Source organism: bacterium (genome assembly GCA_024226335.1).
Classification (GTDB): Bacteria; Myxococcota_A; UBA9160; order SZUA-336; family SZUA-336; genus JAAELY01.
The window spans coordinates 23398-37930 of the sequence record JAAELY010000170.1 but is presented as its reverse complement, the minus strand read 5'-3'; the positions used below and the strand labels follow the sequence as shown (position 1 = coordinate 37930).

The 14533-nt window shown below is 62.6% G+C and carries 13 protein-coding genes; 8 read left to right on the top strand and 5 right to left on the bottom strand.

From position 1 onward, the window contains the following. Positions 1 to 98 precede the first annotated feature (98 nt). From GY725_08215 to GY725_08195, 5 genes are all read right to left on the bottom strand, one after another. On the bottom strand, positions 99 to 1526 hold the full coding sequence (locus GY725_08215) for a hypothetical protein (protein MCP4004163.1): 1428 nt from the start codon (positions 1524 to 1526) through the stop codon (positions 99 to 101). Continuing rightward, positions 1523 to 2044, bottom strand: a complete 522-nt coding sequence (locus GY725_08210) for a GNAT family N-acetyltransferase (protein MCP4004162.1) — start codon at positions 2042 to 2044, stop codon at positions 1523 to 1525. Before GY725_08210 ends, GY725_08215 begins: the two co-directional genes overlap by 4 nt. Positions 2045 to 2243: 199 nt before the next feature. Beyond that, entirely contained in the window at positions 2244 to 3329 is a 1086-nt protein-coding gene (locus GY725_08205; GenBank protein MCP4004161.1) for an MBL fold metallo-hydrolase, read from the bottom strand. Between the two features lie 223 nt (positions 3330 to 3552). Then, positions 3553 to 4470 carry an LLM class F420-dependent oxidoreductase gene (locus tag GY725_08200; GenBank protein ID MCP4004160.1) on the bottom strand — a complete coding sequence of 306 codons (918 nt, stop codon included), beginning with the start codon at positions 4468 to 4470 and terminating at the stop codon, positions 3553 to 3555. 4 nt (positions 4471 to 4474) lie between these two features. Next, on the bottom strand, positions 4475 to 5809 hold the full coding sequence (locus GY725_08195; GenBank protein ID MCP4004159.1) for a DUF1329 domain-containing protein: 1335 nt from the start codon (positions 5807 to 5809) through the stop codon (positions 4475 to 4477). Positions 5810 to 6225: 416 nt separating this feature from the next. Here GY725_08195 and GY725_08190 point away from each other — a divergent pair, with 416 nt between their 5' ends. The 8 genes from GY725_08190 to GY725_08155 are packed head-to-tail and all read left to right on the top strand — an operon-like array spanning position 6226 to position 14507. Next, positions 6226 to 7152: a hypothetical protein gene (locus tag GY725_08190; protein ID MCP4004158.1), complete on the top strand. Its 927-nt coding sequence runs from the start codon at positions 6226 to 6228 to the stop codon at positions 7150 to 7152. 51 nt (positions 7153 to 7203) lie between these two features. Further along, positions 7204 to 8421, top strand: coding sequence for an acyl-CoA dehydrogenase (locus tag GY725_08185; GenBank protein MCP4004157.1), 1218 nt, complete (start codon positions 7204 to 7206; stop codon positions 8419 to 8421). Between the two features lie 11 nt (positions 8422 to 8432). Beyond that, entirely contained in the window at positions 8433 to 9410 is a 978-nt protein-coding gene (locus GY725_08180) for an acyl-CoA dehydrogenase (protein ID MCP4004156.1), read from the top strand. 9 nt (positions 9411 to 9419) lie between these two features. Next, positions 9420 to 10310, top strand: coding sequence for an SDR family NAD(P)-dependent oxidoreductase (locus tag GY725_08175; GenBank protein MCP4004155.1), 891 nt, complete (start codon positions 9420 to 9422; stop codon positions 10308 to 10310). 4 nt (positions 10311 to 10314) lie between these two features. Continuing rightward, positions 10315 to 11736, top strand: a complete 1422-nt coding sequence (locus GY725_08170; GenBank protein MCP4004154.1) for a 3-hydroxy-3-methylglutaryl CoA synthase — start codon at positions 10315 to 10317, stop codon at positions 11734 to 11736. A gap of 3 nt (positions 11737 to 11739) precedes the next feature. After that, positions 11740 to 12897 carry an acetyl-CoA acetyltransferase gene (locus GY725_08165; GenBank protein MCP4004153.1) on the top strand — a complete coding sequence of 386 codons (1158 nt, stop codon included), beginning with the start codon at positions 11740 to 11742 and terminating at the stop codon, positions 12895 to 12897. A 33-nt stretch (positions 12898 to 12930) separates the two neighbouring features. Further along, positions 12931 to 13737 carry an enoyl-CoA hydratase/isomerase family protein gene (locus tag GY725_08160; GenBank protein MCP4004152.1) on the top strand — a complete coding sequence of 269 codons (807 nt, stop codon included), beginning with the start codon at positions 12931 to 12933 and terminating at the stop codon, positions 13735 to 13737. After that, entirely contained in the window at positions 13737 to 14507 is a 771-nt protein-coding gene (locus GY725_08155) for an enoyl-CoA hydratase/isomerase family protein (GenBank protein ID MCP4004151.1), read from the top strand. Before GY725_08160 ends, GY725_08155 begins: the two co-directional genes overlap by 1 nt. Positions 14508 to 14533: the final 26 nt, after the last annotated feature.

The following is a 14533-nucleotide window of genomic DNA, read 5'->3' as shown; positions in this document are numbered from 1 at the left end:
ACGGATCTGCGATCGGATCACGCTCGACTCCCGCTTCTCGCTCGAATCCTCCCTGTGCAGAGATTCCCTAGCAGGTTGCCAGGGCGTTGACTCGGAAATCACCCGGGCCCGCGCATCAGGGCCGGTGGCATCGCATGGGTGTCGTCGGTACCGGCGGTGAAACGCTCGATCTCGGGCGCGAGTAACGCACGCACCTTGTCGGCGGCGTGCAGTGCGTCCACGTCACTCACCACGTCGGCGAGCTGGCTCGCACCCGGGTTGCGCAGCAATCGAACCCAATCGACCAGACGCTCGATCTCGCCGAGATGGCTGTCGCGAACGCCGTCGCCGCGTTCGACCTGCGTCGGCATCGCGGCCAACAACGAGTCGAGTCGTTCGAGCGAAGCCTCCCATTCTTCGTCACCGTAGAGATCGATTCGGATTTCGGACTCCGTGTGCTCTACGCGCGCCAGCGCTACCAGGGGGCCACCTGCTAGCGAGTGGCTGATTCGATAGCGGATCGGGCCGAGCCCCGGTGACGACGGGTTGGAGGGCAGATCGAGTCGGACCTCGGCAAAGAGATCGCCCCGCGCATCCTTCAGGTAGTAGGCCGTTGCCCGTCGAGCCAGGTCACGCATACGTCGGCGGTCGCCGAGGCCGATCCACGGAAACCCGTCTCGCTGCTCGAGGCCCAGAAAGAATCCGGCCCCCACACGATCGTCGAGCCAATCCGCTTCGACCTGGTACAGGAGGTCGCCGAGCGTCATGGCATCGGCGGCAATCGCGTAGCCATAGCATCCGCAGTGGTGCGCTTGCAGTGCGTCCCCCTGTTCGTCGTTCGCGGCGATCGTGTCGGCGAGTTCCAGGCTGCGTCGGTGGTAGCTGAAGCGACCGTTTTCTCCGGTGCGCTTGTGGTGAATCTTGAGCTTCCCGTCTTCGCTGCGGTACAGCGAGTCAAAGCTTGCCAGGACATCGCCAGAAGAGGCGTCTGTGAAGATACCGTTCTTGCGGCGCCCAGAAACTTCGTACCAGACCGTCAGTTCGCGGCCCGCATCGGCCTCGTGTACCGCTTCGAAGGGCGCTGTGTTGCGAGCCAACTGCTGGCTCGCGAGCCAGGCACGCAACTCATCGTGTTGTTCCCGGTTCAGGCCGGGCTCGTCGCTGGCTACCTCGAGGCCCAGGCCTTCGATCGGTAGCGGTGCCGGAGGAGCGAGTCGAGTGTACTCCTGCCGGAAGGCGGCCCCACCGGGGCCCGCCAGGCGGCCCTCGATCACTTCGCGGCGCGGATAGGGCTGGTCCGCGTCGATCGAGCGCGCCGACGACCCGAGCGTTGCCGATACGTGGTCCGCTTGCAGTACCCAACCACCATCGGTTGCTACGAGTCGGGCAACGACATTGTCATCGATGCGGATCTGATCGGTTCCCTCCGCGCCCCGAACTAGCAATAGAACTGCGGCGCTGTTCGGCGGGGGGGGCGGCGACATCGGTGCGGAGCACGACAAGACGAAGAGCCATGCAATCGCGGCGGGTAGAGGATTTCTCATCACGGCGACGAGTCTAGAAGCGCTGGATCCAGAAATCGAGCAGCGCCGGTATCGAAGGGCTTTACCAGAATCAGCGCGGGGTTCTCAGGTCCCCAGATTTCGACCGATTCCAACAATGGGATGAAGCCGAGTGCGAGGTAGAACTCACGAGTGCGCCGGTAGGGTTCGCAGGGGTCGGAAGGGCCCAACGTTTTTACATGAAACAGCCGGACCCCTCCTCGTTGTCGCAGATCCGTCTCGAGTCGTTCGACGAGTCGTCGCCCGATGCCTTGTTTATGGAATGACGAATCGACCGCGAGCACTTCGATCTCGGCCGATTCGGAGCCGTGCATGCGCAGGCTCGCAAATCCGAGTACGCGGCCATCTCGCTCCGCGACAAACGAACTCAGCTTGCCCAACTCGGCGAGGTATTTTTGATTGCTTTCGGGAATCCCGAACCAATCCGACAGTCCATCGAATATGGTTGCGCAAGCTGCGCGGTCGTCCGGAGAAAACGAACGGATTGCGATATCTGTAGCCATGGCGAAAGACCTCTTGTCGCTTCGGCCCTTGTGGCCAAGCGGTGTCGATGGATCGGAATACGCGACCGAGCCGCGCGTAAGTGTCGATTTCCGAGAGATCTAGGCACGCATGACAACACGAAACTAGCACAATGGATCAATGGTCAGTCGCGGTTCCGGGCACTCGGCTTCTTCCTCCCAATGGAGGAGGACTGAGTCCTCAGAAGAGTCGCGTCTCCCCCACGTCGAGGAGCCAGATGCGGTCGGCCTCGATGCCCTTCTCTCGGGCCGCGGCGCGCATGCGGCGCGGGGGCTCGTCAAGGGGCTCGTCCGAGAGATCGAAGGTTCCGAAGTGGATGCCGAGCACCCGACGCGCTTTCAGGTCGATCGCGGCTTGTACGGCTTCTTCGGGATTCAGGTGAACCGCCTTCATCATCGCAACAGGCTCGTAGGCGCCGATCGGTAGGGCAACCAGGTCGAATGGGCCCAGGGCTGCGGCGATCTCACGAAAGCCGGAGAAGAAACCCGTGTCGCCACCGAAGTAGAAGCGTCGCTCCGGACCGGTGACCGCCCATGACGCCCAGAGCGCACGCCGCCGATCGTTGATTCCTCGCTGGCTCCAGTGCTGAGCTGGAAGACAGTGCACGCGCACACCGGCATGGTCCCAGGTTTCGCCCCAGTCGAGTTCGCGTACGTGGGTGAGGCCTCGCGCCCGGAGCAGGTCAGCGTTTGCAAGCGGGACCAGGAAGACTGCATCGGGGTTTCGGGACGCGATGGCTTCGAGGCTTTCAAGGTCGAGGTGGTCGTAGTGGTTGTGGGAGATGAGCACGAAGTCGATCGGAGGAAGATCTTCGAGGGCGATCCCCGGCGGGACGAAGCGTCGCGGTCCTGCGAAGGAGATCGGGCTCGGTGTGTCGGACCAGATCGGATCGGTCAAGAAGGTGACGTGACCCATCTGCACGAGCAGCGTCGCGTGGCCGACCCAGGTAACGCTGGGCTCGCTGTGGAGCGCGTTTTCGCGCAAGAAGGCGCCGTCATTGCCCACGCGATTCGGTGTGCCTTCTCGAGCTCGAAAGCTGCCGCCGATGCGTCGCAGAAAAAAGGGAAAGCGAACCGCCAAGGAGCCGTGGTCGAGTTCGCCGATCGCATTCGTGAAAAGCCCTGCGTCGTCGATCGGCGCCGGTCCGAGGCTCGCGATGGCTTGGGAGAGTTCGGGCTGAGCCTGGATCGGCGACAAGAACACCAGGAAGGCGAGCAGGAGCGCTCCCGTATGGAGTCGGCGAAGCGGTCGCTCAGCATTCGTCATAGGAGTCTCCCGATCGGACAGTAGGCCCAGAACATCCAGGGCGCCCCGAACCACCCGGGATTTCGCGGATTTCCACCACCTTGGGCGGACTGACGGGTACTATACAGGTAAGGTGCCGCGCTGAGCCGGGGGCCTTACATGGAGGCTGCATTCGTTCGGATGCTCTGACGAGTACCTGCTGGCCGACTAGCCGGATTTCGCGCGAAAGAAGGCACAGCTCGGATCATTCCGATCGTGTTGTGAGGGGCGAGAAGCGCTCCAGTTGATCGACGAACTCCGCGCGGGTCTCCGCGGGCAGCGTCAGGGTCAGCCAGGTGACGCCGCACTTCTGTAGATCCTCGACCGTTTGCGAAAAGGCCGATACATCGACCGCTCCGCGCGCCGACATCTCGAAGCCAAACGGTACGAAGCTGATGTCTAGAGGGGTCGTGCGCCCGACCTCGCGCGCGTGTGCGCGAGCGTAGTCGATGCCCTTCTGCAGATCGGCGAGTGTTTCGAGCGAAGCCGTGCGCAGGTGGCGGGCTGTCTGCGCGGGAGCGGGAAACGGCAGCCAGCCATCCGCCAACTCGACCGCGCGCCGGATGGCCCGGCGACTATTGCCTCCGACCCAGATCGGGGGACCCGGTTGTTGCAGCGGGCGCGGCAACATCGTATTGCCCGACGCGGAGAAGTGGCGGCCTTCGAGCTTCACACCGCTCTCGCTCCAGGCGCGGCGGATCGCCGTGATCGCTTCGTCGGTCAGTTCGTTGCGCTGCTCGAAGTCGACTCCCAGCGCCGCGAATTCGCCCTTCAAATAGCCCGCAGCTACGCCCAGAATCAATCGCCCCCCCGAAAGCACATCCAGGCTGGCAGCCGCTTTGGCCGTCAGAAAGGGATTGCGGTATGCGAGCACCGCAACCTGCGTCTGCAAGCGAATCGTCGACGTGGCTGCAGCTGCGAACGAGAGTGCGACGAACGGATCGAGCGCGTGATGTCCGCCGCCGGCCAGCCAGCGATCGTCGGGCATGGGGTGGTCCGTCACCGAGCATGCGTCGAACCCAAATGACTCGGCCGCCCTTGCCATCTCGGCAAGGGCGGCCGCTGTCAGAAACTCATCCGCTCGATCGATGCGATCGGTCGGAAGCAGGACCGCGAACTTCAGAGGGTTATCGACCCTTGTTCAGACGGCCGATATCGATGTAGCGACGAATCTTGCCCTTGCTCTTGAGGGGCCGGCCGTGGCTGTTCCAGAACTCGATACGATTGCCGGTACCCGTCTGGACGTTCACGATGATGTCGCTGATAACACGCTGGTCGTTGACCTTGGTGATGCCATCCCAGACAGGATACCAGCCACCGGCGCTGTCCTTCGGGTCCGCAACCTGGTCCTCGCTGTAGCGATGGTTGTGCCAGATGACCTTCCACAGCTCCTTCTTGCGATCGAATGCGAAGCTGTACAGCGGCTCGCCGGACTCCTTGTCGATGTAGATGTCCTTGTGGTGGTACGGGTGATCCTCATTCCTCGGATCGAAGCGCACGATCCACGCGTGGCGCAGCTCCCACTGGTCGTTCGCGAAGCTGAAACCGTACGGACCGAAGTTGTAATCGTCCTTGTACGGGTAGGCGAGATCCTGGGTGTTCATCGGCGCGACGACATCGGCTTCGCCCAGGCACTCCCACTCGTACTGAGGGGGCTTGCCCGAGAAGCTGCGCAGGTCGTCCATGGTGAAGTCCGTACCCTGTACGGAGTCGGTGCGCTGCGCCGTCGATATGCGGCGCACGCGCCGCAGGTCGGGAAGATACACCCAGGTGTCGTCGTTCTTGGCATCCTTGAGCGGACCGTCCGACGTGGCGTAGGTATAGGTCAGGAGCTGGATGCCGCGCGCATCAAAGGGAGCCTCGACCTCGATGCCAAACACGCCCTGGCGCTTCTCCTTGGCGAAGATATTGCCCTCGTTCTCGTCGAGATACTTTGACTCGACGCGCTTGGTCAGGGAGATCCCCTTGGCCTTGCCCTCGTAGTACAGCGGCAACTGCTCTCCGCGATCCCAGTAGGTATACGACCAGGTGGACTGCGCCCCATCCCCGTTCCAGGCCTTGTTGAAGTTCCAGATGATCTTCGCACCGGCATCCGGGTCGCCCTTGCAATCGATCTTGTCGTTGTCAAAGGGCTGGCCGGCCTTGTGCCCGACCAGAGAACCATCGGGGCCGATCGACGATTTTCCGGCGAACTTCTTGGTCGCGGCTTCGTACTCCGGCGAGGCGCCGTACTCGCGGTGCGCCGGGCCGATCGTCAGCTCCATGCCCTCGTAGAAGAAATACTCGCGATGCTCCCAGAACAGCGGGGGCAGGTAGTTCTTCAGGCTTTCGAGCTTTTCGAAACTGATGGTGTCGCCTTCCTTGAAGGGAACACCTGGAATCGCGTCACTTCCGCTCTCCTGAGCGGATCCGATCGCTGGCATGACCAGAACGACCGCGAGAAGCATGGCAATGCGCCGCATACCGATTTCTCCTGTACCTGGGGAGAGAAAATTCTGACACTACTGACGGACTACGAAGCCCGAGCGGATGCGGTAATGCGAAAGCAGAACGCTCCACCTTCCCTCCCGGGGGTTTCACCGTACCCCATTGTTCGCTTCCAGAGGGCACAAATGTCAAGTGACCTCGGGTGCATTCCCGAGCCCAAGCACCTCCGGGCAGCGACGAAAATCCGTTCAAACTCGCGGCTCTAGTCTTCAGAGAGCGATGTGATCCAAAGACTGGGCTCAACGCCCCGAACCCCAGAAACCCGGCCGACCCCATGAGAATCCCCGGAAATCCGCGAATTCTGCTTTTGGCGTACCTCTGGACGGGTATTTCCGCGTGCCAGCCAGGGGACGGACCGGTACCCGCATTCTCCGGCCCCGGACGAATCGCCGTGATCTGGCACCTGGGTGAAGCCGACGAGCTACCGGATCGCCGGCTCTGGATCTACGACTCGGCGGGAGCAACCGCGGTCGAGATCGATGACCCGCGCGAAGTGCGCTGGCTCGGACCGCGGCGACTTCTGGTTGGCCGCGAGATCGCCACCGATGTACCGGGCGAGTTGCCCGCGACGCAGCTGCTCCTCGTAACCCTGGACGGTTCCGAGCCCGTAGCGATCGGAAACCCAGGACACATCTACGGTGCCGAGCCTTCCCCCGACGCCACATCTCTGGCGCTGAGCGTCGATATCGACGACGCGGGCGAGAGCCGCCTCGAAATCTGGTCGCTCGAAGAACCCAGCCCGCAGCTGATCGCCCGACGGGAGCAGAACCTGGACGAACCGCGCTGGAGCCCGGATGGCGAAATGCTGCTGGTCGCGCGCATGGTGAATCCAGACGCTGGGGACGACGGCGGCGGGCTTTCGTTTGCGGGCCAGAGCGTTCCTTTCCCGAGACTCTTCGCACTGCCGTCGGATCTGCTCGGAGACCTGGTTCCGATTCGCGACGGCGCGAACCCCGATCGTCCGGCGCCGGGCGGAAGCATGCCCGCCTGGTGGGACGAACGAGGTGTATTCGCGCGCCAGAACAGCGGGTTGATGCTGTGTAGGAGCCCCGAATCGGGCTGCGAAGCCCGAGTCCGGGTTCGGGATGGCGCCAGAATGGTCGATGCCAGGCCACTCTCGGCTGACCGGGCTCTGATTCTTCTGGCCGATTCCGCTGTCGAACACGCCGGCTTGCCCAGTGAGATCTGGATCGAAAGCCTGGTTGGCGGAATTCCTCTACGACTGCTGGGACCGGGTCCGATGGCCTATCCGCTGGACGTGGACTGGACGGGCGAGACTCCGGAGAAGGGTGCCGGAACCGCAGAAGCGGAGTTTTGACGCCGTAGGGTGTTTACGATACGCTGCGGATCGTATCTCAAGGAGGCCCCCGTGGACTTGCGCTACTCCGAAAAAGACGAGGAATTTCGCGCAGATCTGCGAACCTGGCTGGAACGGGAGGTGCCCGCTCACGGCGCCCCACCGCCGGTGAATGACTGGCCGGCGCGACGCGCCTACGACACGGGCTGGCAGCGCAAGCTCTTCGATGCCGGATACGCGGGGATCAGCTGGCCAAAGGAGTACGGCGGTCGCGATGGCTCCCCGACCGAGCAACTCGTGTACTACGAAGAAATCGCGCGGGTAAACGCCCCGTACATCGGCGTGAACTTCGTCGGCATGCTGCACGGCGGTCCGACGCTGATTGCCGAAGGCACGCCAGAGCAGAAAAAGTGCCACGTTCCGCAGATCCTGACCGGTGAACAGGTCTGGTGTCAGGGATTCTCCGAACCCGGCGCGGGCTCCGATCTGGCTGCGCTCGCGACCCGCGCCGAGGTCGACGGAGATCACTACGTGGTCAGCGGTCACAAGATCTGGTGTTCGTTCGCGCAGGCCGCCGATTACTGCGAGTTGCTGGTCCGCACCGATCCGGAGGCCAAGAGCCGCGGCATCACCTGGCTGATCATGGACATGAATTCCCCGGGCATCGAGATCCGCCCCCTGCGCACCCTCGCGGGCGAGGGCGAGTTCAGCGAGGTCTTCCTCGATAACGTGCGCATTCCGGTTTCGAATCGCGTCGGAAAAGAAAACGACGGCTGGCGCGTCAAGGAAGTCACCTTCCGTTTCGAACGCGGCGCCGCCTTCGCCAGCGACATGATCCATCTGAAGCAGTTCGTTTCCGAGCTCGTCGATCTGACCCGGCGCGCACCAGAGGGCCCCCAGGGTTGGAACGACCGAGCATTGCGTCGCCAGCTCGGTCATTTCTCCGCTGAACTCGACGCACTCTGGGCGATGGTCAAGCTCTCGGTGTGTGAATCGAGCAAGACCGGAATTCCGGGCGTGGGCGCATCTGCGGTCAAGCTGTTCTACACCGATCTGTACCAGCGCATCACCGAGTTCGGCGTGCGTCTGCTGGGTCGGGCTGCGTTGAGTCGGGATGATGTCGCGGGTCTGCCGAGTGAGCGCATTCTGGCGCGCTCGATGCAGGCTCTTTCGCTGACGATCGCGGCCGGGACTTCACAGATTCAACGCAACATCATTTCCGAGCGCATTCTCGGACTGCCCCGAGAGCCGCGACCGGCGCCGCCGCCGCGACCGGCCGTGGAAAGCTGAGGCCGCACGAAATGGACTTTCAACTCGACGAAGACCAGCTCGCGCTGCGCGAAGGCGTGCGTTCTTTCTGCGACGGACGCGTGCCGTTGGATTCACTGGCGAGCTTCGAAGAAACTGCGGGCTTCGATCGCTCCCTGTGGACTGAACTCGCCGAACTCGGAGTTTTCAATCTTCGCGAACCCGAGTCGGCCGGTGGTGTGGGACTCGGCACGGCCGACGCCGTACTGGTGTTTGCCGAACTCGGTCGCCGGGTCGTTCCAGGGCCTCTGGTCTGGAGCCATCTGGCCGCGGGTCTGGTCAAAGGTGCAGCCACCGGCGAGACCGTCGTGGGCGGAGTCGAAGCCGACATCGAACCGGTGCTCGTCGAACATCTCGAGAGCCTCGACGTGCTGCTCGCACTGCGCGACACCGGCGTGTTCCGCATCGATCCGCGGGAACTCGAGGCCGCAGCGATCGCCACGCCACTCGATCCGCTGACTCCGCTGCACCACGTCGCGAATCTGCCAGCCGGTGAGAAGATCGCCGGACCCGAGGTCGCGCAGCGCCTGCGACTGGAAGGCGCGACGCTCGCCTCGGCCCTGCTTCTGGGGATCGCCGAAGCCACACTCGAAATGGCCCTCGAGTACTCGAAACAGCGCGAACAATTCGGACGGCCCATCGGCTCGTTCCAGGCCATGAAGCACATGATGGCCGATATGTTCGTCAAGCAGGAGGTCGCACGCGCGGCCGCTTATGCGGCCGGTGCGACGCTCGACCAACCGTCGGTCGGCGATATCGATCGGGCCGTCGGCAGCGCCAAGATCATTTCGAGTGAGGCGGCCTTGCGAAACTCCGGAGCCTGCATTCAGGTTCACGGCGGAATGGGATTCACCTGGGAAGTTCCGGTGCACTACTACCTGAAGCGTAGCTGGGTACTCGAGAACTGTTTCGGTTCGATCGACGAGCATTCGGAACGGGTCGCAATCGCGCTCGCAGACGCGCGCGAATAGGAGTCCAACGTGGGAATTCTGGATGGCAAGGCGGCGGTCGTGACCGGCGCGGGACGGGGCATCGGACGGGGACACTGCCTGCATCTGGCTGCAAACGGCGCCTCCGTGATCGTCAACGACATCGACCCGACCGAAGGCCAGAAGGTCGTCGACGAGATCTGCGAGCAAGGCGGCAAGGCCGAAGTCAACGATAGCGACATCGGCACACGCGAAGGCGCGCAGGCGCTGATCGCTCAATGTGCGGATTCGTTCGGCGGTATCCAGATCCTGGTGAACAACGCGGGTAATATGCGCGACCGTTCGTTTCTGAAGATGAGCGACGATGAGTTCGGCGACGTTTTGCGGGTCCACGTGCACGGCACGTTCATGTGCTCCCAGGAAGCAGCCCTGCGCATGAAGGATCAGGGCACGGGCGGCTCGATCGTCAACACGGTGTCGGCTGCGCACTTCGGGAATTTCGGTCAGAGCAACTACGCTGCCTCCAAAGGCGCGATCGCTTCACTGACCTACACGTGGGCCCTGGAACTGGCGCGCTACGGGATTCGCGTGAATGCGATCAGTCCGACGGGCACGACCCGCATGTCGGCGACCTACAAGGGTCCCGACGGCAAGGATGTCGAACTGCCGTTCATCGACCCGACCCGCAACGGAGCCTTCGTGGCATTCCTGTGCGGTGATAAAGCAAACTGGGTCAGCGGACAGATCTTCGGCAGCGGTGGCGAGCGGGTCGTCATGCTCGAGCAACCGAGGTACGGTACTGGCATGTACAAAGAAGGCGGCTGGGGCGTCGAAGACCTGGAAAAGCACTTCGAGACGCATCTGAAAAACCATATGGAAGCCGTAGGACTGATGAAGACCCCCTACCCGTTCTACGACGGCGTAAAGCCGAAGGGAAAATGAATCCGTGACCGGTATCCAGTGCTACGGCGCCTACGTTCCGCGCACCCGACTTCCGCTGGCCTTGATCGCCGGCCGACCGGCCAAGGAAGACGGGCCCGAAAAGTCTGTCGCCTGGAACGACGAGGACAGCGTGACCATGGCCGTGAGTGCGGGCCTCAACTGCCTGCGCGGATTGGACCGATCCCAGGTCGACGCGCTCTTCTTCGCTTCGACCACCTATCCGTTCCGAGAAAAACAGGGAGCCGCACTGATCGCCAAGGCCCTCGACCTGCGGCGGGATGTGCGGACCGCAGACCACAGTGGTTCGCTGCGCGCCGGCACGATCGCGCTCCGCAGCGCAGCAGACGCGGTCACGGCCGGATCGGCCCGCTCGGTACTCGTGATTGCGAGCGACTGCCGGATGGGCGCGCCTGGATCGAGCCTGGAAGCGGACTTCGGCGATGGCGCCGCAGCTTTCCTGATCAGCGACCGCGATGTGATTGCGACGCTCGACGATTCCTTCAGTGTGTCCGATGAGATCGTCGACGTCTGGCGCGGGGAAGGCGAAGCATTCGTCCACACATGGGAAAACCGTTTCGTCGTCCAGGAGGGCTATACGCCGCGCAGCGTCGAGGCAGTGAACGGACTGCTCGAAAGAACGGGCAGCGCGATCTCGGACTTTCAGCGCGTGGCGCTCTACGGCCCGGATAGACGCAGTCACGGCGGTGTGGTGCGGGCCTTGAAACTCAATCGAGAGCAGCTGCAAGATCCGCTTTTCGGAAAACTCGGCAACGCGGGCGTGGCCTTCGCGCCCATTCAACTCGCTGCAGCACTCGAAACGGCCCAACCTGGTGAGCGGCTGCTCGTAGTGAATTACGGCGACGGCGCGGAAGCCACCGCCTTTACAGTGACCGAGCACGTCGAGAAACTCGAACGACGCCGCGGCGTGGGCTGGCATCTGAAGCGACGACGTCCGCTGTCGAGCTATGACAAATACCTGAAGTCGCGAACACTCGAAGCCAGTGAGTGGCAACGCGCCAAGGACCCGGGACTTCCGGCGACCATCCACTTCCGAGAGCGCGACGAGGACGTGAGCCTACGCGGCCAGAAGTGCCGCGCCTGCCAGACGGTGCAGTTTCCGAACCAGCGCGTCTGCGAGACCTGTTTCGCCAAGGACGACTTCGATTCGTACCGGCTTTCGGATCGCATCGGCAAGGTGGTCACGTTTACCTTCGACTTCTTTTTCCCGACACCTGACCCGCCCACGATCGTCACGATAAGCGAAGTCGACGGCGCGAGAATCCACCTGCAATTGGTGGACTGCACTCCGGAAGACACGAAGATCGGCCTGCCGATCGAATTTACCTTCCGGCGCATCCACGAGGGTGGTGGAAGACCGAACTACTACTGGAAGGGCACCCCAACGCCCTCACAGGATGCGGAGTAGCTGATGGCACGCGAGGGAATTCGAGACAAGGTCGCGATCGTCGGAGTCGGTGCGTGCAAGTTCGGCGAGAACTGGGATCAGTCACCCTCCGATATGATCGTCGATGCCGCCTATGGAGCCTATGCGGATGCTGGAATCGAAAATCCGCAGGAGCAGATCGATGCGGTTTTCAGCGGAAGCCTCTACTCCAACAAGGGACCGCACGAACTCAGCGACGCGTTGAAGCTGTTCAACAAACCGATTACCGAGGTCTACAACTACTGCGCCACCGGCACCGATACGCTGCGCTGCGGCGTGATGTCGATCGCCGCTGGCATGTACGACACGGTACTGGTGCTGGGCTATGACAAGCCGAAGGATCGCGGAGTCTCGGGGCCGTCGGTCATGATGGACGGCGTTCGGGATCTTCCCAAGACTCCGGCCAGCTGGTTCTCGCTCTGCGCCGCCACCTACTTCGACAAGTTCGGGGCCAGCCGCGAGGACCTCGCGCGCATCGCGGTCAAGAATCACCACAACGGAACGCTCGCCCCCCTGTCGTTCTTGAAGCGCGAGATCACGATCGAAGACGCATTGAATGCACGCATGGTCTCGTGGCCATTCGGCCTGTACGACTGTTGTGCCCAGACCGACGGCGCCGCCGCCGCGATCATCACGCGTGCCGATCTGGCAAAGAACTACAGCGAAAAGCCCGTGCTGGTGAAGGGCGTCACGGTGATCGCAGGCCCCAATCCTCAGAAGGATCCGAGTAACGACTTCCTGTCGTGGAAACCCACGGGTTGGGCCGCCAAGGACGTCTACGAGCAGGCCGGCATCACAAATCCGCGCGAGCAGATCGACGTGGCGCAATTGCACGATTGCTTCACACTGACGGAGTTATTGAGCTACGAAGACCTGGGATTCTGTGAGAAGGGTGAGGCCCGCCATCTGGTGAAAGACGGCGTGTTCGAACTGACGGGGGAGTTGCCGGTGAACACGGACGGAGGCCTGAAGACCTTCGGCCATCCCACGGGTGCTACCGGAGTGCGTATGCTCTACGAGAACGTGCTTCAGTTACAGGGGCGTGCCGAGGGGCGTCAGGTGAAGAATCCCCAGATCGCCTTGAGTCACAATATCGGTGGACATCCCACCGCGTGCGGTATCGCGATCCTGGGCCTGCCCTGATTTCAGCGGCCCGATTTCACTTCGGGAGACCTTATGAGTTTCGAAACGCTGCTCTACGAGAAGAGCGACGGGGTCGCAACCATCACCCTGAACCGTCCGAAGGTCTACAACGCGTTCAACCTGACAATGGCGCACGAACTGAAGCAGGCCTGGGAGGATGTGAAGTCCGACGGCCAGGTCGTTTGTGCGATCGTCACGGGCGCGGGTGAAAAGGCGTTCTGTACCGGCATGGACGTGGCGGACGTGGCCGCGGGCGAGACCCAGGACACCACGGGGATGTCGCGCGAGGACGCACCGTGGTTCCAGTTGACCGCGATCCAGAACAAGTGCTGGAAACCCGTAATCACGGCGGTCAATGGGATGGTCAACGGCGGTGGACTGCACTTCATCAGTGACAGCGATCTGATCGTGTGTTCGGAGCAGGCGAGTTTCTTCGATACGCATGTAAAAGTCGGATTGATCGCAGGCCTGGAGCCGGTCGGACTCACGAGACGCATTCCATTCGAAGCCGTGATGCGCATGGCCTTGCTCGGCGGTGCGGAGCGCATGAGCGCGCAGCAAGCACTGGAACTCGGACTGGTAGGCGAAGTCCTGCCCCCCGATCAGGTCATGCCGCGCGCACGACAACTCGCCGAGATGATGACGCGACACTCGCCCACGGCATTGGCGCGAACCAAGAAAGCGCTCTGGCAGGGACTGGATACGGGCCTGGACGAAGCACTCGAACGCACCTGGGCCGCAATCGACGAACACACTTCACACCCGGACCTCGACGAGGGAGCCAAGGCCTTCGTCGAAAAGCGCAAGCCGCGCTGGGCACCATACTCGGACAAAACGTGATGGGCGCACCGGACTACCGAAATATCCGTTTCGAGTGTGACGAAGCCATCGCCACGATCACATTGAACCGTCCCGACAAGCTGAATGCCTACACCACCGAGATGGGGGATGAGGTCGTCGATGCCTTCTCACGCATCCGCGCCGACGATGCGCTTAGAGTCGTGATCCTGACGGGTGCGGGCCGCGGCTTCTGCGCAGGCGTCGACCTGGAACACCTGAAGGCGCATCAGTCAGGCGCCAAACCATCGCAGAGTGCGAAGTTAGGCGAGGAAGACTTCCTGAAGAAGCTACCCCTCGACCTGGTCGAATTCCCCAAGCCGGTGATCGCCGCAATCAATGGCGCAGCCATCGGCGTGGGTGTGACGATGGTCCTGCCCTGCGATCTGCGCATCGCCGCAGATCACGCGAAGATCGGACTGACCTTTGCCAAGCTGGGCATCCTGCCCGGACTCGGCAGCACTCATCTCCTGCCCAGATTGGTCGGTCCTGCGAAAGCGCGCGAACTGGTGCTCACGGCGAAGATCGTACTCGCGCCCGAAGCCGAGCGTATCGGCTTGATCAACAAGTCCGTGCCCGGCGACGAACTGATGAAGGAAGCCCGCGAGTGGGCCCGTGCACTCGCAGAGATCGACCCCGAGGTACTGGCCGCAGCCAAGCGCGCGCTCGACTTCGGCAGCGCGAATTCAATGGCCGATGCGATGCGCAACGAGCAGGAACAGAGCGAGGAACTGCGCAAGCTACGCGCTTCGAAGTCCCAGCAATCCGAGTAGAAGTCGATGGTGAATCTACTCCGGCG

Excerpts from the sequence above, each read along its gene's own strand:
- GY725_08210 (MCP4004162.1), bottom strand. The coding sequence starts at position 2,044 with ATGGCTACAGATATCGCAATCCGTTCGTTTTCTCCGGACGACCGCGCA.
- GY725_08205 (MCP4004161.1), bottom strand. The coding sequence starts at position 3,329 with ATGACGAATGCTGAGCGACCGCTTCGCCGACTCCATACGGGAGCGCTC.
- GY725_08160 (MCP4004152.1), top strand. The coding sequence starts at position 12,931 with ATGAGTTTCGAAACGCTGCTCTACGAGAAGAGCGACGGGGTCGCAACC.
- GY725_08165 (MCP4004153.1), top strand. The coding sequence starts at position 11,740 with ATGGCACGCGAGGGAATTCGAGACAAGGTCGCGATCGTCGGAGTCGGT.
- GY725_08180 (MCP4004156.1), top strand. The coding sequence starts at position 8,433 with ATGGACTTTCAACTCGACGAAGACCAGCTCGCGCTGCGCGAAGGCGTG.
- GY725_08155 (MCP4004151.1), top strand. The coding sequence starts at position 13,737 with ATGGGCGCACCGGACTACCGAAATATCCGTTTCGAGTGTGACGAAGCC.
- GY725_08195 (MCP4004159.1), bottom strand. The coding sequence starts at position 5,809 with ATGCGGCGCATTGCCATGCTTCTCGCGGTCGTTCTGGTCATGCCAGCG.